Consider the following 20,689-nt stretch of genomic DNA (forward strand, 5'->3'; position numbering starts at 1 on the left):
CGCAGCCGCTCGCCCTCCTCGGCGGCGGCGGCCTTGGCGGCGTCCGCCTCGGCCTGCCTGGTGGCCGCCTCGGCCCGGACGGCCTCGGCCTCGGCGCGGATCGCCTCGGACTCCTTGGTGGCCTGGGCGACCAGGCGGGCGATCTCGGCCCGGGCGGTCTGCGAACGCTGCTCGGTGGCGGCCTCGCCGTCGGCGACCTTGCGCTCGGCGGCGGCCTCGGCGTCGGCCTGGAGCTGCTCGGCGGCCTGCTCGGCCTGGGCGCGCAGCTCGGAGGCCTCCCGGCGGGTGCGCTCGGCCTCGCCGATCGCCTCGGCGCGCAGCCGCTCTATCTCGGTCTTCGCGGCGCCGAGCTGCTGCTCGGCGCGGGCCTGCTCGGCGGCGGCCTGCTCCTTGAGCCGGCCGATCTCGGCCTGCGCGGCGGCCAGCTGCTGCTCGGCGGCGGCATGGGCGGCGGCCAGTTCCAGCTGGGCCTGGCCGCGGGCGGCGTCCACGTCGGCGGCGGCCTGGGCACCGGCCTGCTGGGCGTGCTCGGAGGCGGCGCGCAGCAGTCGCTCGGCGTCGCTCTGGGCCTTCTGCAGGGCGGCCTCGGCGGCGGCGTGGGCCTCGCCGCGGGCGGCGTCCACGTCGGCGGCGGTCTGGGCGCGGGCGTGGTCGGACAGGGCGGCGGCCTCGGCGCGGGCCGCGGCGACCATCCGCTCGGACTCGGCGCGGGCGTCCTGCAGCAGGCGCTGGGCCTCCTGCTCGGAGCCGGCCCGGGTCTGCTCGGCCCAGCCGTTGACGTGCTGCTCGGCGGCGCGGCGCAGCTCGGCGAGCTCGTCCTCCAGCTGACGGCGGCGGGCGGCGAGCTCGGCCTCCAGCCGGGCGGTGCGCTCGGCGGCCTCGGCCATGATCCGCTGGGTGGCGGCCTGGGAGTCGCGCAGCTGGCGTTCGGCGTCGGCGCGCAGCTGCTGAGCCTGCATCTCGGCGGTGCGGAGCAGCTGCTCGGCCTGGCCGGAGACGGCGTCGAAGGCGCGCGGCTGGGCAAGCATGCGCCGGGACTCGTGCAGCTTGGCCCGGAGCACCTCCACCTGGTAGGCGAGGTCCTCGGCATGCTCGACTGCCTTGTCCCGCTCCTTCCGAGTCCGACCCATCTCGGCCTCGAACTGGGAGAGGTGATCGTCAACCTCGTAGCGGTCGTTGCCCCGCACTCCGCGGTCCCATCCATCTCCTGGTCGCGTCCTCGACCCGGCCGGTCCGTGGCCCCCGTGTTCCGGGTGCCGGTCCGACTGGTCCTTGCATCCGCAGCCACCGGACATCCCCAGACCAAGCCGGGGCCGTCCACTGCGGTCGTCGGAGTCCTGGTCGTGGGAGCGCGGGCGTGCCGCGTTCCCCCGTCCGGGTGGACTCCTGGGCGAACTCTTGCCTGTGGAGAATGGTGACAGATCCGTCTTGCGACTGTTCAGCCGTGCCCGCGTACTGGACTCCCCTGCGACGGGCCGACCACCGGAGGGCGGACAGGCCTGTCATCGGCCGTGCCCGTCGTCTCCGTCCCCCGGAGTCTTCGCGCACCTGGGCATTGTAGTGGGAGCGCACCACGGGGGAATGGCCACGTCGGGGTTTTCCGGCCGCGGGACCACGTTACTGACGGGTCGCTAGGGGTGACGGCCGCGCGTAGCGAGGCGAATTCAGGAGGTGCCCGGCTCCGTGAGGCGGCTGCCGAGCGCCAGCGGGGCGGGTGCGGCACGGTGGGCCGCCCGGGGGGCGGGCGGCACCGGGGCCGGTTTCAGTGTTCTTCGGGCCCGCCCGGCTGGGCCGAGGTGACCAGCTCGGTCAGCACGCCGCCGCAGTCCTTCGGGTGCAGGAAGGTGATCCGGGAGCCCATCGAGCCGATCCGGGGCTCGTCGTACAGGACCCGCACGCCCTTGCCGCGGATCGCCTCGGCGTCGCCGTCCACGTCGGCGGTGCCGAAGGCGATGTGGTGCACGCCCTCGCCGTTCTTCTCCAGCCACTTGGCGACGGTGGAGTCCGGGCGGGTGGGCTCCAGCAGCTGGAGGTACGAGGCGCCGCCGTCGTCCGTCCCGTTGATCCGGAGCATCGCCTCGCGGACGCCCTGCTCCTCGTTGACCTCGCTGTGGAACACCTCGAAGCCGTAGGTGGCGCGGTAGAACTCGACGGTCTTGTCGAGGTCCCGGCAGGCGATGCCGATGTGGTCGATTCGGGTCAGCATGGCGACCTCCAGGGCGGTGGACGGAAAGTGGCACCCAGTGCAGCGTACGGTCCGGAGCCGGCGCCAGTGCCGGAGGTGCGAGCCTGCTCACACCCCGGCTTTCACCCGGACGTTCACCCGGACCGTGTTGACACGGTGTTGACTGGATGGTGCCAGTGCGCTCGGTCACACCGTCGCTCCGGTGACGGGCGGAAAACGGGTCAGTACCCTGAGCGCATCCTCACCTGGCCACGACGTGCGAAGGGGCCCGTCCCATGACCAACACCACCTCTGTGATCGTTGCCGGTGCGCGGACCCCGATGGGTCGCCTGCTCGGCTCTCTCAAGGGCTTCTCCGGTGCCGACCTCGGCGGATTCGCGATCAAGGGCGCGCTGGAGCGGGCCGGCATCACGGGTGAGCAGGTCCAGTACGTGATCATGGGCCAGGTGCTGCAGGCCGGCGCCGGCCAGATCCCGGCCCGCCAGGCGGCCATCAAGGCCGGCATCCCGATGAACGTCCCGGCGCTGACCATCAACAAGGTCTGCCTCTCCGGCCTGGACGCCATCGCCCTGGCCGACCAGCTGATCCGGGCCGGCGAGTTCGACATCGTGGTGGCCGGCGGCCAGGAGTCCATGACCAACGCCCCGCACCTGCTGCCGAAGTCCCGCGAGGGCTACAAGTACGGCGCGGTCGAGGTGCTCGACGCGATGGCGTACGACGGCCTGACCGACGCCTACGAGAACATCCCGATGGGCGAGTCCACCGAGAAGCACAACACCCGCCTGGGCATCTCCCGCGAGGTGCAGGACGAGATCGCCGCCGCCTCCCACCAGCGGGCCGCCAAGGCGCAGGTCGACGGCGTCTTCGAGGCCGAGATCGTCCCGGTCGCCATCCCGCAGCGCAAGGGCGAGCCGGTGCTGTTCAGCCAGGACGAGGGCATCCGCGCCGACACCACCGTCGAGGGCCTGGCCAGGCTGCGCCCGGCCTTCACCAAGGACGGCACGATCACCGCCGGCACCTCCTCGCAGATCTCCGACGGCGCCGCCGCGGTCGTCGTGATGAGCAAGGCCAAGGCCGAGGAGCTGGGCCTGACCTGGATCGCCGAGATCGGCGCCCACGGCAACGTGGCCGGCCCGGACAACTCGCTGCAGTCGCAGCCGTCCAACGCGATCAAGCACGCGCTGGGCAAGGAGGGCCTGGAGGTCGCCGACCTCGACCTGATCGAGATCAACGAGGCCTTCGCGGCCGTCGCCCACCAGTCGATGAAGGACCTCGGGGTCTCCGCCGACATCGTCAACGTCAACGGCGGCGCGATCGCGCTCGGCCACCCGATCGGCATGTCCGGCGCCCGCGTGGTGCTGACCCTGGCGCTGGAGCTGCAGCGCCGCGGCGGCGGGGTCGGCGCGGCCGCGCTGTGCGGTGGCGGCGGCCAGGGCGACGCGCTGATCGTGCGCGTTCCCGGTGAGCAGGGCACCAAGGCCTGATCTGCTCTGAACCCTCGGGGCTGCGGACCGCCACAAGTGGTCCGCGGCCCCTTCGGCATCTGCCGACAACCGCCGGCATCTGTGCAAGGAGATCCTGATGATCGATGTCGCCACGCTGGTCGAGCAGGCGCGGGAGGGCCGGCCGCGGGCGGTCGCCCGGCTGATCACGCTGGTCGAGAACGCCGCCCCGCAGCTGCGGGAGGCGATGGCCGCGCTCGCGCCGTACACCGGGCAGGCGTACACGGTGGGCCTGACCGGCTCGCCCGGGGTCGGCAAGTCGACCTCCACCTCGGCGCTGGTCTCCGCCTACCGGCGGCTCGGCAAGCGGGTCGGGGTGCTCGCCGTCGACCCGTCCTCGCCGTTCTCCGGCGGGGCGCTGCTGGGCGACCGGGTCCGGATGCAGGACCACGCGACCGACCCCGAGGTGTTCATCCGCTCGATGGCCACCCGCGGGCACCTCGGCGGGCTGTCCTGGGCGGCCCCGCAGGCGCTGCGGGTGCTGGACGCGGCCGGCTGCGAGGTGATCCTGGTCGAGACCGTCGGCGTGGGCCAGTCCGAGGTCGAGGTCGCCGCCCAGGCCGACACCGCCGTGGTGCTGCTGGCCCCCGGGATGGGCGACGGCATCCAGGCCGCCAAGGCGGGCATCCTGGAGATCGGCGACGTCTTCGTGGTCAACAAGGCCGACCGGGACGGCGCCGACGCCACCGCCCGGGAGCTCAACCACATGCTGGGCCTCGGCGAGGCCCGCGAGCCGGGGGACTGGCGCCCGCCGATCGTCAAGACCGTCGCGGCGCGCGGCGAGGGCGTCGGCGAGGTGGTCGAGGCGCTGGAGAAGCACCGCGCCTGGCTGGAGGAGACCGGCGAACTGGCGGCCCGCCGCCGCCGCCGGGCCGCCCAGGAGATCGAGGCCATCGCCCTGGCCGAACTCCGCGCCCGGATCGGCGACCTCTCCGGCGACCGCCACCTGGCCGGCCTGGCCGAGCGGGTGGCCACCGGGGACCTGGACCCGTACGGCGCGGCCGACGAACTGGTGGCCGGCCTGACCCGCGGCTGAGCCCACCTCCGCCGTCACCGGCGGCGGGTACGGCGGAGGCATCTGGCTGCACGTCGACCATGGCGGGCCCACCCACGGCTGCATCGGACTGACCCCCGAGCGCATGCGCGAACCGCTCCTCGCCCTCGACCTCGCGCTGCACCCGATCGTGGTGATGGGCGACGCCCGCGCCCTGGCCGGCTGAGGGGCCGGGCACGTGCCGGCGCCGCTTCGGTCACACCGAAGCGGCGCTGCGCTGTGCGCTGTGCGCTGTGCGCTGTGCGCTGTGCGCTGTGCGCTAGGAGCGGCCGCGGAGGCCGCGGAGGTGGTCGGCGACGGGAGCCAGGGCCTCGTAGATGGCGTCGAGCTGCTCCGGGGTGAAGCGGTCGATGAAGTGGGCCCGGACGCTGCGCACGTGGTCGGGGGCGACCCGCTGCATGGTCTGCCAGCCCTGCTCGGTGAGGTGGGCGTAGAGGCCGCGGCGGTCGCCGGGGCACTCCTGGCGCAGCACCAGGCCGGCGTTCTCCATCCGGGTGATCTGGTGGGAGAGCCGGCTCTTGGACTGCAGGGTGGCGGTCGCGAGGTCGGTCATCCGCATCCGGTGGTCCGGCGCTTCGGAGAGCACGACCAGGATCTCGTAGTCGTTGATCGCCAGGTTGTGGGGTTGGAGTTCGCGGCTGAGCTGGTAGTCCAGCAGCTTGGCGACCTCCAGATGGGCGCGCCACATCCGCTGCTCCCTGGCGGTCAGCCAGGGAGTCTCCTCCTCGGGCCGCGGGTCAGGGTTGTCCGCAGTCTCGATCGTGTGCGTATCCATGGGGCCCAGCATACCCGATTTAGTTAAATATTGTACAAGTTTACAGGCCGAAACGCCGCCCGATTTCGCCCAGATTACCGAGACCCGGCGTGTTGGGCTGGCCGGCGCCGTGACCCGGCTGGGGCGGCACCCCGCCGGCCGGGACGCCCGCCTCGGCGTCCACCCGGCCGACCGACCGCTCCGCCATCAGCTTCTCGCTGGACTGCACCAGCACCTGCCCGGCACCGATGAACTCGAACTGGTGCTCCTCGCCGGAGGCGCCGCCGATGCCGGTCAGCCGCCGCAGGCCGCCGACCACCCCGTGCAGGTAGTCGTGGTCGTAGTGGTGGCACGGCGCCGGGCAGTCCGCCCAGCCCACCAGGGCCTGCGGGTCCACCCGGACCGGCGGCTCCACGAAGTGCACCGGCCCGTTGGAGGCGGCCACGAAACGGCCGGTGCCGATCAGGGTCAGGAAGCCCGGGATGATCGACTGCTTGAGCCGCAGCGTCGGGTCGAAGGCGAGCAGGTTGCCGGACCGGACGGTCAGGTTGCCGTCGTCCAGGTCGTAGGAGTTGAGGTCGAAGGCGCGGTCGGCCAGCAGCAGCCTGCCGCTGCCCTGGGCGACCACCCAGTCCGCCGCGTGCAGCGGCGAGTTGAAGTGCTGGCCGAGCACCCGGTCGACCATCCCGGCGCCGACGCCGCGGAAGGTGATGTCGCCGTAGTAGGCGACCATCTTGCCCTTCTGCAGGAAGTACGAGCCGTTCAGTTGGACGGCGAAGGCGTACGGGTTGACGTTGTCGTTGACCGGCAGGGTGTACGCGTCGTACACCACCGGGCCGGCGCCGCCGTGGGTGGTCGGCAGCGGGGCCTGGGTGCCGCCGAACTGCTCCTGCGCGTACGGCTGTTGGGCCTGCGGCGGTTGGCCGTACGGCTGGTGGGCCTGCGGCTGGTAGGCCGGCGGCGGGGGAGGAGGCGGCGGCTGGTCCGTGGAGCGGCCGTAGTGCGGCGGCACCGTGAAGCCCGGCTGGGTCGGCTGGTCGTGCGGCGACCGCCCCCCGTACGGCGGCTGCGGCGGGTGGGACATCAGAGCTTCTCCTCGCTCGCCTGGACGTACGCCGTGCCCTGCCCGGACAGCTCCAGCTGGAACGCCTCGCCCGAGCCGCGGCCGATCATCTCGCGCCAGCCGATCGCCGTGGACAGCTTGTTGCGCACCTCGCCGCGGTGCGCCACGTACGCCTGCGGGTCGACGTGCACCGACTGGCCGGGTGTGATGGGCAGTTCGAAGACGCCGCCGTGGGCCAGCACCGCGACCGAGCCGTGGCCCTCCAGCCGGGTGGTGAACAGGCCCTGTCCGCTGACCTGGCCGCGGACCATGCCCATCACCCCGCCCTGTGAGCCGAGGAACACGGTGGACTGGCGCAGGGTGCCCTCGAAGGCGAGCAGCCGGTCCGCCTCGACGAACAGGGTGTCGCCGGTCAGGTCGATCACGTGCACGTGGTGGCCGCCGTGGCCGAACATCACCCGGCCGTGGCCCTCGACCGTCATCAGCGGGGTGTCCTCGTTGGCGACCCGCCGGCCGATCATCGACATCACCCCGCCCTGGCCGCCGGTGATGTTCGGGGTGAAGCGGACGTCCCCGGTGTACCCGAGCATCGCCCCGCGCTGGCTGAACAGCCGCTGCCCGGGCACCACCTGGGCCTCGATCATCTTGCCGTTGATCCGGGTGAAGCCCATCAGACGTCACCCCCGATGGTGACCTTCTCCGAGGGCTGGACGTACACCAGGCCCTCTCCGGTGAACTCCACCTGGACGGCCTCGCCGCCGCCCTCGCCGATCACCGTGGTCCAGCCCGCGCCGGACTTCACGCTGCGGTGCAGGTCGCCGGTGTGCGCGATGTACGCACCCGGGTCGACCCGCAGCGGCATGTCCTTGCCGACCCGCAGGATGACGGCCGGCCCGTTGGAGGTCACGGCGGCCCAGCCGCGGCCCTCCACCTTGGTGGTGAAGAGGCCGTTGCCGGAGGAGACGCCGTTCAGCCCGGTGAAGCTGGTACCGGTGTGCAGGCCGGCCTCGGTGCAGAGCAGGTTGTCCGCCTCGACGTAGAGGGTCTCCCCGTCGAGGCGGACCAGGTTGATCTCGGTGGCCTTGTCGGCGAAGTAGCAGGTGCCCTGCCCCTTCACCTCCATGACGGTCATCCGCTCGCCGGTGAGTCTGCGGGCGACCATGCCCCGCAGTCCGTCCCCGCCGCCGGTCAGCTTCTTGAAGGTCATCTGGCCGGTGTAGGCGACCATCGAGCCGTGCCGGGCCTTGACGGCGTCCCCGCCCAACTCGACGGCGAGCACCCGCGATCCCTGGAGTCTGAACTGTGCCACGGCCGCAATCTAGCCGCCGCGGGGGCGGCCGGGCGAGGGGGCGGGAGTGAACCGGTACGGACCCGGGACATCCGTTCGGGTCAGGAGCGTGCGTGCGCCCCGTGGCCGTGGCCGGGCCGCGGGACGGTTCCGGCCGCCTCCTCGACCTCCAGCAGCGAGGCCGAGTGGCGCTCCGCCTCGAAGGCCGCCGCGCCGCCGCGCAGGCCGAACAGCCGCTTGGAGAGCATGATCCAGAGCACCGCGGCGATGTTCAGGGCCAGCGTGCAGATCTTCACCGCGCTGACGTGCTCGTGCAGCTCGTAGCCCTCCAGCGGGAGGAAGGCCGCGGTGGCGACCACGGTCAGGTACTCGGCCCAGCGCCGGCCCAGCCAGAGGCCGACCGCCTCGACGATCTCGATCAGCGCGTAGGCGATCATCGCGCCCGCGACGATCAGCAGGGTCTTCTTCTGGTAGCCGAAGGTCTTGCGGATAGTCTCGATGATCGGGGCGTGGTCGAGGTCCCAGTGGAAGTGGTCGGCGACCGGCTTGAAGACGGTGAGGTCCTCGTCGAAGATCCGCTGCACCGCCTCCTGGCTGTTGGAGAACTTCCAGACGCCCCAGGCCATCAGGATGATGATCACGCCGCGCAGCACCCGCTCGATGGCCAGGAACCGCAGGATGAAGAGGTCCCGCAGCGCCTTGCCGCGCGGCACCAGCGGGGCGTTCGCGGCCGGGCCGGAGCCGTGCGGGGCGCCGAGTGCGAAGTCGCCGCAGCGCAGGCAGCGCCAGGCGTCGCCGAGGGCGGTGGCGGCGTGCAGTCGGCCGGCCAGCTCGGGCTCGGTCGGCCGGTAGGTGATGTGGCCGCGCTTCGCGCAGGTCCTGCGGTCCCAGTCGCGCTTGAACATGTGGTGGCTACCCCCGTGTGTGATGCCGTCGGCGCCCGGTTCGGTGGGCGCGCGGGCAGCAGGATAGGGGGTACGGACGACGCCCCGCCGCATCCGGCCGGGTTCCGGCGTGTGGCTGTGACATCCGGCACGGTGGCCACCCCCGGCCCGGGACTCGGACATGTGCTCGGTGATAATGGCCCGAAGGCTTGTGAGTCGCTTCACAAGCGTGCCCACGCCTCCGACCCCGTATTGAGGTATCCAACGTGAACAGCAGCGCCGTCCACCGCCTGCGCCTGATCTCCGCCCCGGAGGGGATCTCCTTCATCCTGCTGCTGATCTGCTCGGTGCTGAAGCGGACCACGTCGTTCGACGCCGTGCCGGTGATGGGCATGGTCCACGGGATCCTGTTCATCCTGTACGTGGTCTTCTGGATCCAGGCCTGGCAGACGCAGAAGTGGGACGCCAAGCGCGGCGTCCTGCTGTTCGTGCTCTCGGTGCTGCCGTTCGGCGGCTTCGTCGCCGAGCGGATGCTCGGCCGCGAGGAGCGCGGGGAGCTGCGGCCGGCCACCGCCGCCGCCTGATCCCGCCGCTGCCCGATCCCGCTCCTGCCTGATCCCGCCTCCGCGCGTGGACGGTCGACAGGCTGCCACGGCCTCCTCTCCCAAAGGGCCGCGGCAGCCTGTCGCCGTTTCTTACCGGGAGTGGCTCCGAGGGCGCGTGCGGCACGCCCGGGCGGGGGTGGTCAGTTGACGTTCACCCCGCTCCAGGCCGTGCCCACCGCCTTGTACTCGGCGCTGGTCGCGCCGTAGAGGTCGGAGGCGGCCTTGAGGGTCGCGGTGCGGGCGGCCTTGTAGTTGGTGGTGGAGGTGAAGTAGGTGGTCAGCGCGCGGTACCAGATCGCGGCCGCCTTGTTCCGGCCGATCCCGGTCACCTTCGCGCCGTTGGAGGTCGGGCTGTTGTAGCTGACGCCGTTGATGGTCTTGGCGCCGCTGCCCTCGGCGAGCAGGTAGAAGAAGTGGTTGGCGACGCCCGAGGAGTAGTGGACGTCCTTGTTGCCGACGGTGGAGGACCAGTAGTCGGCCGAGGCGCCGTCCTTGGAGGGCTTGTCCATGTAGCGCAGCGGCGTGCCGTTGCCGTTGATGTTGAGCTTCTCGCCGATGAGGTAGTCCGGCGGGTCGGCGGGCAGGTTGGCGTACCACTCGACCATGGTGCCGAAGATGTCGGAGGTGGCCTCGTTGAGGCCGCCGGACTCGCCCGAGTAGATCAGGCCGGCGGTGGCGGAGGTGACGCCGTGGGTCATCTCGTGGCCGGAGACGTCGATGGCGGTGAGCGGGTGGGTGTTGCCCGAGCCGTCGCCGTACGTCATGCAGAAGCAGGAGTCGTCCCAGAAGGCGTTGACGTAGTTGGAGCCGTAGTGGACGCGGCTGGCCGCGCCGACGCCGTTGTTCTTGATGCCGTTGCGGCCGAAGGTGCTCTTGTAGAAGTCCCAGGTGGCCGCGGCGCCGAACTGGGCGTCCACGGCGGCGGACTCGCGGTTGGACGGTAAGCCGTTGCCCCAGGAATCGCCGGCCTTGCTGAACAGGGTGCCGTTGCCCGAGGTGCCGCCCTTGAGGTCCGTGGTGGACTGGTTGCCGCGGGAGGCGTCCTTGAGCGAGTAGGCCGAGCCGCTCTGGGTGGTGGTCAGGGTGACGGTGCCGACGTTGACGCCCTTGCCGGTGCCGGTCGCGGTCATCACCTGCTCCTGGCTGGAGAGCACCCGGCCGGTGGCCGCGTCGGTGACGACCTCCTGGCGGCTCGGGGTGCCGTCCGCCCGCTGGCCCTGGACCACCGTGCGGTGGGCCGGCCGCGGGTCGCCGTCGGCCGCCCAGATCACCAGCTCGGTCGGGCCGGCGCCGTCCACCCGGCTGAGCGCCGGCTCGTCCGCGTCCGCGGCCAGGCCGACGGTCGCCCGGACGGCGTCGGTGGCCCGCGCGGCGGCCTGGTCGGCGGTGAGGGCCGGGGTGGTGGTGGTCGGCGTGAGGGGGCCGTCGAAGGCCCGGTCCACCGAGGCCACCGTGCCGTCCGGGCGCTGGTGGACGACGAGGTCGCCGCCGAGGACCGGCAGGTCGGCGTACGTGCGCTCGTAGCGCAGGTGCCGGGTGCCGTCGGCGTCCACCAGGGCGTCCTTGACGACTAGTCGTTCCTGGCTGCCGAGGGCGAGTTGCCGCGCGAGCGGCGCGGCCGCCGGCCGGCCGGGCACGGCCGCCTGGGCCATGGGCAGGGCGGCGATCTGGACGACGCCGGCCAGCAGTGCGGTGGCGGAGAGTACGGCGGGGAGGGTCAACTTTCGCTTCATGGAGGCCTGTTCCTTCCACGAGACCCGCGGGTGCCTGCGGGCGCGCCGCGTACCGGGGCACCGGGGGTGGCGCCGTTGGGGCGGTAGGGCGCGGACGTGCGGCTGCCGTGCGGCTTCTGACGCCCTGCCGGTCGGGTGGGGGAGGCGGGGTGTCGAACGGGAGCTTGGTCATAAGCATGACAATCCAGGCCGGGGAAGGACAGGGCGCCCGCGCGGATTGGCCAGGAGTCGCCAGGGCCGGTGCGGATGGTTCGGCTGCGGCCCGATGCCCGGAATCCACCGGTTCGCGCCGACTGGCGGGACTCCGCCACCGGGACGGGCTTGACGGCCGCCCGCCCCCGGGCGGGCATGGGCGGACGCCCGGGGCCTGCCCTCCAACGAGGCCCCGGGCGTCCTGCTCACCCTCCGCCGTACGTCAGTTGACGTTGACGGCGGTCCAGGTCGCGGCGACCGCGCTGTACTCGGCGCTGCCGGCGCCGTACAGGTCGGAGGCCGCCTTCAGGGTGCCGGTGCGGGCCGCCGCGTAGTTGGTGGTGGAGGTGAAGTAGGTGGTCAGCGCGCGGTACCAGATCGCGGCCGCCTTGTCCCGGCCGATGCCGGCGAGGGTGGAGTTGTTGTACGTCGGGCTGTTGTAGCTGACGCCGTTGATGGTCTTGGCGCCGCTGCCCTCGGCGAGCAGGTAGAAGAAGTGGTTGGCGACGCCCGAGGAGTAGTGGACGTCCTTGTTGCCGACGGTGGAGGACCAGTAGTCGGCCGAGGCGCCGTCCTTGGAGGGCTTGTCCATGTAGCGCAGCGGCTTGCCGTCACCGTTGATGTTGATCTGCTCGCCGATGAGATAGTCCGGCTTGTCCGAGGCCAGGTTGGCGTACCACTCGACCATGGTGCCGAAGATGTCCGAGGTGGCCTCGTTGAGGCCGCCGGACTCGCCGGAGTAGTTGAGACCGGCGGTGGCGGAGGTGACGCCGTGGGTCATCTCGTGGCCGGCCACGTCCAGGGCGGTGAGCGGGTGGGTGTTGCTGGCGCCGTCGCCGTACGTCATGCAGAAGCAGCTGTCGTCCCAGAAGGCGTTCACGTAGTTGGAGCCGTAGTGGACGCGGCTGGCCGCGCCGACGCCGTTGTTCTTGATGCCGTTGCGGCCGAAGGTGTTCTTGTAGAAGTCCCAGGTGGCCGCGGCGCCGTACTGGGCGTCGACGGCGGCTGACTCCGTGTTGGAGACCAGGCCGTTGCCGAAGCTGTTGGTGGTGTTGGCGACCAGGGTGCCGGTGCCGGAGGTCTTGTTCTTCAGGGTGTAGGTGGCCTGGCCGCCGCGGGTGGCGTCCTTCAGCTGGTAGGAGCTGCCGCTCTGGGTGGTGGTCAGCGGGACGGAGCCGACGAAGACGCCCTTGCCGGTGCCGGAGGCCGTCTGCACCTCCTCGTGGGTGGAGAGCACCTGGCCGCTGGCCGCGTCGGTGACCAGCAGCTGACGGCTCGGGGTGCCGTCGGCGCGCTCGCCCTCGACCGTGGTGCGGTAGGCCAGGCGCGGGTTGCCGTCGGTGGCCCAGACCACCAGCTCGGCCTTGCCGGTCTGGTGCACCGCGGTCAGCGGGGCCTCGTCCTCGTCGACGGTGATGCCGACGGTGGACTGCACGGCGCCGGTGGCCTGGGCGGCGGCCTTGTCCGCGGGGATCTGCGGGGTGAGGCTGGGCAGGGCCAGCTCGGCGCCGACGGCCTTGTCGACGGCGGTGGTGCTGCCGTCCGCCTTCTGGTGCACGACCAGGTCGCCGCCGAGGACGGGGAGCCCGGCGAGGGTGCGCTCGTAGCGGAGGTGGCGGGTGCCGTCGGCGTCCACCACGACGTCCTTGGCCACCAGTTGCTCCTGGCCGCCGAGGGCCAGCGCGTGGGCGACCTTGCCGGCCTGGCCGTTCGCCTGGGCGAGCAGGGCGGAGAGCTGCTGGGTGCCCTGGGCCTGCGGGGTGGGGCCGGCCTGGGCCGCACCGGCCTGGACGACACCGGTGAGCAGGGCGGTGGCGGAGAGTACGGCGACTGCGGCGAGCTTTCGCTTCACGGACGAGTCCTTCCGGGAAACCGCGTGTGGGCGCGGTCGCGCCGCGTCCCGGGGGCCGGGGTCGGCACCTGAGGGGCGGGACGGGCGCTGACGTGCGAGGACCCCGAGCGTTCGGGCGGCTGCCACCGGTTGGGTGGGGGTGGTGGCGGTCGAACGGGGTTGGCCGAAAGCATGACAATCGAGCAAATCAAATGACAGGTCTTCCTCATGAATTGGCCAAGTCCCGCCAAGACGAAGGAATGTGAACGGAAGGACAAAGGGGATCTTTCGCCCGGACTTTCAGCGGGTTTCGATCCGAAGCGAGGCCTGGTACCGGGGCGTTCGCGCGTTCGACGCCCAACCCCGTTGCGCCGGAGGCCCGTTGCCTTCCATTCACACCGCCGCAATGTCCAGGTATGGACCTGGCAGTCCGATTGGCGGGATCCCGCCACGCGTCGCGCTTGTCCACCATCAGGACGGCTGGTAGCACACGTCCCGTCCGCCGGTACGGTAAGGAGGTGGCCAAGCCCCTCGCACTCGACTTCGACCCGATCGCCCGCGCCGACGAACTGTGGGCCCGCCGCTGGGGCACCGTGCCCTCGATGGCGGCGATCACCTCGATCATGCGCGCCCACCAGATCCTGCTGTCCCGGGTCGACGCGGTGCTCAAGCCGTACGGCCTGACCTTCGCCCGGTACGAGGCGCTGGTGCTGCTGACCTTCAGCCGGACCGGCGAGCTCTCGCTCTCCAAGATCGGCGAGCGCCTGATGGTCCACCCGACCAGCGTCACCAACACCGTCGACCGGCTGGAGCGGGCCGGACTGGTCGCCCGCCGCCCCAACCCGCTGGACGGCCGGGGCGTGCTCGCCGCGATCACCGGGCGCGGCCGCGAGGTGGTCGAGGAGGCCACCCGGGAGCTGATGGCCATGGAGTTCGGGCTGGAGGAGTACGGCCCCGACCAGTGCCGCCAGGTCTTCGACCTGCTCAAGCCGCTGCGCATCGCGGCGGGCGACTTCGCCGATCCGGGCGAGGGGGCTGCTCGGGCGCGGCCGTGAGGGCGGCTACCCTCGTGGGAGCGGTGCGCGGATCCGGGCGTACCAGCGGAAAATGCCGAGCGAGGCGAGGAAGAGAATGAAGGCGACCCCCCTGCTGGGCTGGTACCGCGGCCTGGCCATTGCGACCGGCTGCGCGCTGCTGGTGTTCTGCGGCTTCATGGTCGCGAAGTACGGCTTCAGCACCGCCGAGGACCTGACCACCTACGTCGCGATGCTGCACGGCTACCTGTACATCGGGTACTTCGTGGTGACCTTCATGCTCGGGCAGAAGCTGAAGTGGCCGCTCGGCCGGCTGGTGCTGACCCTGGCGGCGGGCTGCATCCCGTTCCTGTCCTTCGTCTTCGAGCGCCGGGTGGCCCGCGAGGCCGCCGAGCAGCTCCCGGCGGGCGGCGCCCGCCAGCCGGCCGGCGTCTGAGGCCCGCGGCTCCGCGAGGGCGCCCCTTCCCCGACCCGGGGGAGGGGCGCCCTCGGCGTTTCCGGCCCCGTCGTTCCCGGATTCTCCGGCGGGCCTCCATCGACAATTACTAGGACGTCCGAGTAAATTAGTAGGACGTCCTAATAGCTGTGCCGCCCGGTGCCGTGGCGGCCGTACGGAGCGGAGTTCGGCCCATGGACGCCGAGGACATCGAGCGCGGACGGCAGCGCTGGCAGCAGCGGTACGACAAGGCCCGCAAGCGCGACGCGGACTTCACCACCCTCTCCGGCGACGACGTCGAGCCGGTCTACGGCCCGGCCCCCGGGCAGCCCGTCGAGGGCTTCGAGCGGATCGGCTGGCCGGGAGAGTACCCCTTCACCCGCGGCCTGCACCCCACCGGCTACCGCGGCCGCACCTGGACCATCCGCCAGTTCGCCGGCTTCGGCAACGCGCAGCAGACCAACGAGCGCTACCGGATGATCCTGGACGCGGGCGGCGGCGGCCTCTCGGTCGCCTTCGACATGCCGACCCTGATGGGCTACGACTCGGACGACCCCAAGTCGCTCGGCGAGGTCGGCCACTGCGGCGTCGCCATCGACACGGCCGCCGACATGGAGGTGCTGTTCGCCGGCATCCCGCTCGGCGAGGTCACCACCTCGATGACGATCAGCGGCCCGGCCGTCCCGATCTTCTGCATGTACCTGGTCGCCGCCGAGCGCCAGGGCGTCGACCCGGCGGTGCTCAACGGCACTCTGCAGACCGACATCTTCAAGGAGTACATCGCCCAGAAGGAGTGGCTCTTCGCCCCCGAGCCGCACCTGCGCCTGATCGGCGACCTGATGGAGCACTGCGCCCAGGGCATCCCGGCGTACAAGCCGCTGTCCGTCTCCGGCTACCACATCCGCGAGGCCGGGGCGACGGCCGCGCAGGAGCTGGCGTACACCCTCGCGGACGGCTTCGCCTACGTCGAACTGGGCCTGTCCCGCGGCCTCGACGTGGACGTCTTCGCGCCCGGCCTGTCCTTCTTCTTCGACGCGCACCTCGACTTCTTCGAGGAGATCGCCAAGTTCCGCGCCGCCCGCCGGATCTGGGCCCGCTGGATGCGCGACCGCTTCGGCGCCAAGACCGACAAGGCGCAGTGGCTGCGCTTCCACACCCAGACCGCGGGCGTCTCGCTCACCGCGCAGCAGCCGTACAACAACGTGGTGCGCACCGCCGTCGAGGCGCTCTCCGCGGTGCTCGGCGGCACCAACTCGCTGCACACCAACGCGCTGGACGAGACTCTCGCGCTGCCCTCCGAGCAGGCCGCCGAGATCGCGCTGCGCACCCAGCAGGTGCTGATGGAGGAGACCGGCGTCACCAACGTGGCCGACCCGCTGGGCGGTTCCTGGTACGTCGAGGCGCTGACCGACCGGATCGAGCAGCAGGCCGAGGCGATCTTCCAGCGGATCCTGGACCGGGGGAGCGAGGACCACGGGATCGGCCCGATCACCTCCGGCATCCTGCGCGGGATCGAGGAGGGCTGGTTCACCGGCGAGATCGCCGAGGCGGCCTTCCAGTACCAGCAGTCGGTGGAGAAGGGGGACAAGCGCGTGGTCGGCGTCAACTGCCACCCCCGCAGCGTCACCCCCGACCTGGAGATCCTGCGGGTCAGCCACGAGGTCGAGCGCGAGCAGGTGCGGGTGCTGGGCGAGCGCAAGGCGGCCCGGGACGACGCGGCGGTGCGGGCCGGGCTGGACGCCATGCTGGCGGCGGCGCGCTCGGGCGAGTCGATGATCCCGCCGATGCTGGACGCGGTGCGCGCCGAGGCGACCCTGGGCGAGATCTGCAACGCGCTGCGGCAGGAGTGGGGGACGTACCAGGAGAACGCGGCGTTCTGACCGCCTGAACCGCCGAGCCGCCGTACGGACTTCCGTGCGGCGGCTTCGGCGTGCCCTCAGCCGGTGGTCCTCAGTCGGTGGCCCCCGGCGGTGGCCCCCAGTCGGTGGCGCCCTGCGGTGGTCGCTCAGCCGGTGGTGAGCGGGCCGAGCAGCAGGTCGGTGAAGCGGCGGGTCCACTCGGGGGTGATCGGCTCGCCGCTGACCAGGACGCGGTGTTCGACGGTGCCGGCGATGGTGTCGAAGATGATGTCGACCTCCTCCCGGGCGGATGCGGTGCCGGTGTCCGCCTCGAGTTCGCCGCGCGCCTGGGCGGCGGCCCGGCCCTGCCGGACCAGCCGCTTCTGCGGGTCCACGATCGCCTCCCTGATCCGGCGGCGCAGTTGGGGGTCGCGGGTGCCCTCGGCGAACAGGGCGAGCAGCGCGGTCTGGGTCTCGGGGCGGGCCAGCAGGTCGGCGAACTGGCCCACCACGGCCTCGATGTCGGCCCGCAGGCTGCCGAGGTCGGGCATCACGAGATCGTCGAAGAGGCTGGCGACGGCGTCGACCACGAGTTCGTTCTTGGAGGGCCAGCGGCGGTAGAGCGTGGTCTTGGCGACTCCGGCGCGGCTGGCGACGTGGCCCATGGTCAGCCCGCCCCAGCCGAGTTCGGCGAGGGCTTCGCGGGTGGCGTCGAGGATCGCGAGGTCGGCGGCGGCGCTGCGCGGGCGGCCCTTGGCCCGGACGGTGCTGTTGCGGACGGCGTCGTCCGGGCTCGCGGAGGGCTGGGCGGCCGACACCGGGTCTCCTTGCGATGTACTGGTAAGTAACATGGGTGGGGCTGGTAACGGTAGCGACTGTCGGCCGATTCGGGCAGTCGGGCGGACCGGGAAAGTGGGGCAGGTCACGTCCCCGAACCGTCGGTGGGGCTTGCGGCCGGGGCACCGGCTCCAGTTACGCTACGACCTGTAGCGAAAGCAGTGACAACCAGGCGCCGCACCCGTGGGACGGGGCGGCGCGGGTGCGGGTGGGGATCCGCGCCGAACGGTTCAGGCTACCGGGGGAAGGGTGCACCGACCGGGAACCCGCACCGCGCAGCCCGCGCGGGGCGACTTTCCCGAGGTTGGTGCCCGCGAGCAGTGCGGACGGGGGAGGATGGTGCCATGCAGCCACGGAATTCGCGTCCCAACAGCGCCGCCCTGCGCGGCGCGGTCGACCTCGCCGCAGTGAAGGCCGCCGGAGAGGCCGCCCAGAAGGCCGAGCAGGCCCGGGCCGAGCGGGCCCGCCAGGCGGCCGCCGCCGAAGCGGACGGAGTCGCCCCTCAGCCCGTCTACGAGCTCGTCATCGACGTCACCGAGGACACCTTCGAGACCGAGGTCGTCCAGCGCTCCAACGAGGTGCCGGTCGTCATCGACTTCTGGGCCGAGTGGTGCGGGCCCTGCAAGCAGCTCAGCCCGATCCTGGAGGGCCTGGCCGAGGAGTACGCCGGCCGTTTCGTGCTCGCCAAGATCGACGTGGACTCCAACCAGCTGATCGCCCAGCAGTTCGGTATCCAGGGCATCCCGGCCGTGATGGCCGTGGTGGCCGGCCAGCTGGTGCCGCTGTTCCAGGGCGCGGAGAGCGCCGCCAACGTCCGCAAGGTGCTGGACCAGCTGATCCTGGTCGCCGAGCAGCGCTTCGGCATCTCCGGTGGCGCGGGCGGTGCGGGTGTCCCGGGTGAGGCCGAGGCCGCCGCCCCGCAGCGGCCGGAGGACCCGGCGCTGTCCGCCGCGCACGACGCGCTGGACGCCGGTGACCTGGGCGGGGCCATCCAGGCGTACCGGAACGTGCTGGCCGACCAGCCGGGCAACACCGAGGCCAAGCTGGGCCTGGCCCAGGCCGAACTGCTCAAGCGGGTCGAGGGGTTGGACCTCCAGTCGGTCCGCGCGGCGGCCGCCGCCGACCCGAAGGACGTCGCGGTCCAGCTGCGGGCCGCCGACCTGGACCTGGTGGGCGGTCATGTCGAGGACGCCTTCGGGCGCCTGGTGGCCACCGTCGGCCGGACCTTCGGCGAGGACCGGGACACCGCCCGGCTGCGTCTGCTGGAACTGTTCGAGGTGATCGGCCCGGAGGACCCGCGGGTCGTCGCGGCCCGTACGGCGCTGGCGCGCGTGCTGTTCTGAGCCGTGCCTGCGGGCCGTGCTCGCGGACCGTGCTCGCGGGCGCCGCTTCCGGGTGCCCGGCCAGGGCCCGGCCGGGGCCTGGCACCGAGTGCCTGGCACGTCGGATGACCTGCGGTGTCGCCTGGTGATTTGGCGACAATCCGGTCAACCGGACAGAGGTTTACCAAATCTTGATTTCACCCGTGGGTGGTCACGTTCAGTGACCACCCACGGGTGTTTCGCTAGTGTTTCCGGTAGATTTCGTCGTCACGTTTCCTTCAACACGTCACGCACGGTGCAACTCGGGGCCATTCCATGATCAATGCCACCTGCTGTTGCATTACCCGTCAGTAAGGCACCCCTTGTGCTTCGCCCGGGATTCAAGCACGATCGGCCACGCCCGGTCCCCAGACTCCACACCCTCCGACAGCCGGTCGGCCAAGCGGAGCGCGGGATCCCCACCGGGTGATCCGTCGGCCCCTGGCCGGCGGTAGGGAGGGCAGGGGGGTATCCGCGGTCCCACGGCGGTTCCTGTCCTCGACCGGCCGCGCGGCCCTGCGCGGTCGCTGGTTGTCGCTCGGGGGTGATCGCCGATGTCGTCGGTCCGACCCGTCGTCCCGCAAGGACGGCCGGTTCCTGGACGGGAGTGCCGCAGTACGCAGGCCGCTCCCGCGTCCGCCGACGCCCGCGGCGCTCTCCGCTACCGAGGACGTAGCTCTCTCCCATCCCAGGCCCCCACCGGTGCGGGACGCGCCGCCGGGGAGCCGGAGATGTACGTCCTAGAAGGAGGACTCGCATGTCCAAGACCTACGGCAAGACCCGCTGGAAGCGCTTCGCCCTGGTGATGGTGCCGAGCGTCGCGGCCACCGCGATGGTCGGCGTCTCGATCGCCAACAGCGCGCTCGCCGCCTCGTTCAGCATTTCCGGCCAGCAGTTCAAGGTCAGCACCGACCAGCTGCACGGCAACAACTTCGCCCAGTTCGGCTCGGTCGACATCGAGGCGAACGGCAAGCCGCACCCGGTCGCGGTCTCGGCCTTCGACCACGCCGACATCACCAACCTGTGCCAGTCGGTGGTGACGGACCTGTCCGCCTTCGGCCTGGGCAAGATCACCCTCCAGCTGCACGCCGGTACCGAGGCGGGCAAGCCGGTTCAGGCCGACAACCTGCTGATCGACCTTGAGCAGCTGAAGGCCGACGCGACCTTCACCCAGATGAACATCGGCCAGGACGCCTCCACCCTCTCGGGTACGGCCACCCAGGGCTGGGCCCCGCACGCGGGTGTCACCAAGGCGGGCGGCGGCGCCGGCCTGCCGTCCGGCGCGACCGGCTTCGCCCAGTCCGCCAAGACCGCCGACCTGAGCGGCGTTCAGCAGACCGCGCGGGCCACCTCGGCCGGCACCTTCAAGCTGAACGGCCTGAACCTCGCGCTGAAGAGCGGCGACGGCCCGGGCAACGAGTGCTTCTGAGTCCCGTCTGACGGCACGCCGACCGGCGTGCCGTGGTGACGAGGCCACTTCGGGCCGGGGGCGGCGGGCGACCGCCGCTTCCCGGCCCACCCCCATTGTTCTTCCCTCGTAGCGACGTCGAGGAGTTGCACCATGTCCAGCGCAACGGTCGAGACGCGGCCCCGCCAGCAGAACCCCGTCGGGTGGCTCTGGCGGCACTTCCGTGAATTCCGCCGCTCCAGGCCCTTCTGGGGCGGCCTGCTGGCCATGATCGCCGGCGTCCCGATCCTCTACTTCCCGTACGCGCACCTCACGTTCGGCGGACTGACCATCGCGATGTCCACCACGGCGGGCGCCGGGTCACTGATCATCGGGGTACTGATGATCATCCTCGGGCTGACCGCCTGGTTCCAGCCCGCCGTACGGGTCTTCGCCGGCATCGCGACCATCCTGCTGACGCTGGTCTCGATCCCGGTCTCCAACCTCGCGGGCTTCGGCCTGTCGCTGCTGCCGGGCCTGATCGGCGGCGGGCTGATGGTCTCCTGGGCGCCGCTGCCCGAGCCGTCGACCGCGCCGGTCAAGGGGCGGCGCGCCCGCCGCGGCGGGCCGGCGGACAACGCGGTGGCGGAGAGCGTCGCCACCGAGCCGGCCGCCGCCGTAGCCACGGAGAACGCCGCAGCCGCG

18 protein-coding genes and 1 pseudogene are annotated in these 20,689 nt (G+C 71.9%); 9 read left to right on the forward strand and 10 right to left on the reverse strand.

Annotation, left to right across the window (positions count from 1 at the left end; all coding sequences use genetic code 11):
* Both BG452_RS10120 and mce read right to left on the reverse strand, forming a co-directional pair.
* Positions 1–1,187: pseudogene (locus BG452_RS10120) on the reverse strand (hypothetical protein); the annotation flags it as partial.
* Between the two features lie 575 nt (positions 1,188–1,762).
* Positions 1,763–2,206: a methylmalonyl-CoA epimerase gene (gene mce / locus BG452_RS10125; RefSeq protein WP_188303893.1), complete on the reverse strand. Its 444-nt coding sequence runs from the start codon at positions 2,204–2,206 to the stop codon at positions 1,763–1,765.
* 254 nt (positions 2,207–2,460) lie between these two features.
* Here mce and BG452_RS10130 point away from each other — a divergent pair, with 254 nt between their 5' ends.
* Positions 2,461–3,669: an acetyl-CoA C-acetyltransferase gene (locus tag BG452_RS10130; protein ID WP_188303894.1), complete on the forward strand. Its 1,209-nt coding sequence runs from the start codon at positions 2,461–2,463 to the stop codon at positions 3,667–3,669.
* A gap of 97 nt (positions 3,670–3,766) precedes the next feature.
* Positions 3,767–4,723, forward strand: a complete 957-nt coding sequence (gene meaB / locus BG452_RS10135) for a methylmalonyl Co-A mutase-associated GTPase MeaB (RefSeq protein ID WP_188303895.1) — start codon at positions 3,767–3,769, stop codon at positions 4,721–4,723.
* A gap of 277 nt (positions 4,724–5,000) precedes the next feature.
* Here the strand turns inward: meaB and BG452_RS10140 are convergent, their stop codons facing one another.
* The 5 genes from BG452_RS10140 to BG452_RS10160 form a co-directional block, all read right to left on the reverse strand.
* Positions 5,001–5,516 (reverse strand): MarR family winged helix-turn-helix transcriptional regulator, encoded by a 516-nt coding sequence (locus tag BG452_RS10140; RefSeq protein ID WP_188303896.1) that lies wholly within the window; start codon positions 5,514–5,516, stop codon positions 5,001–5,003.
* 40 nt (positions 5,517–5,556) lie between these two features.
* Positions 5,557–6,357, reverse strand: coding sequence for an AIM24 family protein (locus BG452_RS10145; protein ID WP_223242017.1), 801 nt, complete (start codon positions 6,355–6,357; stop codon positions 5,557–5,559).
* Positions 6,358–6,578: 221 nt separating this feature from the next.
* On the reverse strand, positions 6,579–7,229 hold the full coding sequence (locus BG452_RS10150; protein WP_188303898.1) for an AIM24 family protein: 651 nt from the start codon (positions 7,227–7,229) through the stop codon (positions 6,579–6,581).
* Complete coding sequence (locus tag BG452_RS10155; RefSeq protein ID WP_188303899.1) at positions 7,229–7,867, reverse strand: AIM24 family protein; 639 nt, start codon at positions 7,865–7,867, stop codon at positions 7,229–7,231. Before BG452_RS10155 ends, BG452_RS10150 begins: the two co-directional genes overlap by 1 nt.
* Before the next feature lie 80 nt (positions 7,868–7,947).
* Positions 7,948–8,751, reverse strand: a complete 804-nt coding sequence (locus BG452_RS10160) for a DUF2127 domain-containing protein (protein ID WP_188303900.1) — start codon at positions 8,749–8,751, stop codon at positions 7,948–7,950.
* A 245-nt stretch (positions 8,752–8,996) separates the two neighbouring features.
* Here BG452_RS10160 and BG452_RS10165 point away from each other — a divergent pair, with 245 nt between their 5' ends.
* On the forward strand, positions 8,997–9,314 hold the full coding sequence (locus tag BG452_RS10165) for a DUF3817 domain-containing protein (RefSeq protein WP_188303901.1): 318 nt from the start codon (positions 8,997–8,999) through the stop codon (positions 9,312–9,314).
* A gap of 161 nt (positions 9,315–9,475) precedes the next feature.
* On the opposite strand, the gene BG452_RS10170 is transcribed toward BG452_RS10165, so the two are convergent.
* Together BG452_RS10170 and BG452_RS10175 are read right to left on the reverse strand one after the other, a co-directional pair.
* Positions 9,476–11,068 carry a M4 family metallopeptidase gene (locus BG452_RS10170; RefSeq protein WP_188303902.1) on the reverse strand — a complete coding sequence of 531 codons (1,593 nt, stop codon included), beginning with the start codon at positions 11,066–11,068 and terminating at the stop codon, positions 9,476–9,478.
* A gap of 415 nt (positions 11,069–11,483) precedes the next feature.
* Positions 11,484–13,112, reverse strand: a complete 1,629-nt coding sequence (locus BG452_RS10175; protein WP_188303903.1) for a M4 family metallopeptidase — start codon at positions 13,110–13,112, stop codon at positions 11,484–11,486.
* A gap of 497 nt (positions 13,113–13,609) precedes the next feature.
* Between BG452_RS10175 and BG452_RS10180 the strand changes: the two genes are divergently transcribed.
* The 3 genes from BG452_RS10180 (at position 13,610) to BG452_RS10190 (ending at position 16,441) form a co-directional block, all read left to right on the forward strand.
* Positions 13,610–14,146, forward strand: coding sequence for a MarR family winged helix-turn-helix transcriptional regulator (locus BG452_RS10180; protein WP_188303904.1), 537 nt, complete (start codon positions 13,610–13,612; stop codon positions 14,144–14,146).
* Positions 14,147–14,222: 76 nt separating this feature from the next.
* The gene (locus BG452_RS10185; protein ID WP_188303905.1) at positions 14,223–14,561 is read left to right on the forward strand and encodes a DUF3817 domain-containing protein; all 339 of its coding nucleotides are present in this window, start codon (positions 14,223–14,225) and stop codon (positions 14,559–14,561) included.
* 194 nt (positions 14,562–14,755) lie between these two features.
* Complete coding sequence (locus tag BG452_RS10190) at positions 14,756–16,441, forward strand: methylmalonyl-CoA mutase (protein ID WP_188303906.1); 1,686 nt, start codon at positions 14,756–14,758, stop codon at positions 16,439–16,441.
* A gap of 125 nt (positions 16,442–16,566) precedes the next feature.
* Here BG452_RS10190 and BG452_RS10195 read toward each other — a convergent pair whose 3' ends face one another.
* Complete coding sequence (locus tag BG452_RS10195; RefSeq protein WP_188303907.1) at positions 16,567–17,250, reverse strand: TetR/AcrR family transcriptional regulator; 684 nt, start codon at positions 17,248–17,250, stop codon at positions 16,567–16,569.
* A 330-nt stretch (positions 17,251–17,580) separates the two neighbouring features.
* Here BG452_RS10195 and BG452_RS10200 point away from each other — a divergent pair, with 330 nt between their 5' ends.
* The 3 genes from BG452_RS10200 to BG452_RS10210 all read left to right on the forward strand — a co-directional run.
* Positions 17,581–18,579, forward strand: coding sequence for a tetratricopeptide repeat protein (locus tag BG452_RS10200; RefSeq protein WP_188303908.1), 999 nt, complete (start codon positions 17,581–17,583; stop codon positions 18,577–18,579).
* Positions 18,580–19,354: 775 nt separating this feature from the next.
* Positions 19,355–20,026: a DUF6230 family protein gene (locus BG452_RS10205; protein ID WP_188303909.1), complete on the forward strand. Its 672-nt coding sequence runs from the start codon at positions 19,355–19,357 to the stop codon at positions 20,024–20,026.
* Positions 20,027–20,158: 132 nt separating this feature from the next.
* Positions 20,159–20,689 (forward strand): DUF6114 domain-containing protein (locus tag BG452_RS10210; protein ID WP_188303910.1); only part of this gene is annotated, 531 nt, incomplete at its 3' end.

The organism is Streptomyces sp. CBMA123 (assembly GCF_014596465.1).
Lineage (GTDB): Bacteria > Actinomycetota > Actinomycetes > Streptomycetales > Streptomycetaceae > Kitasatospora.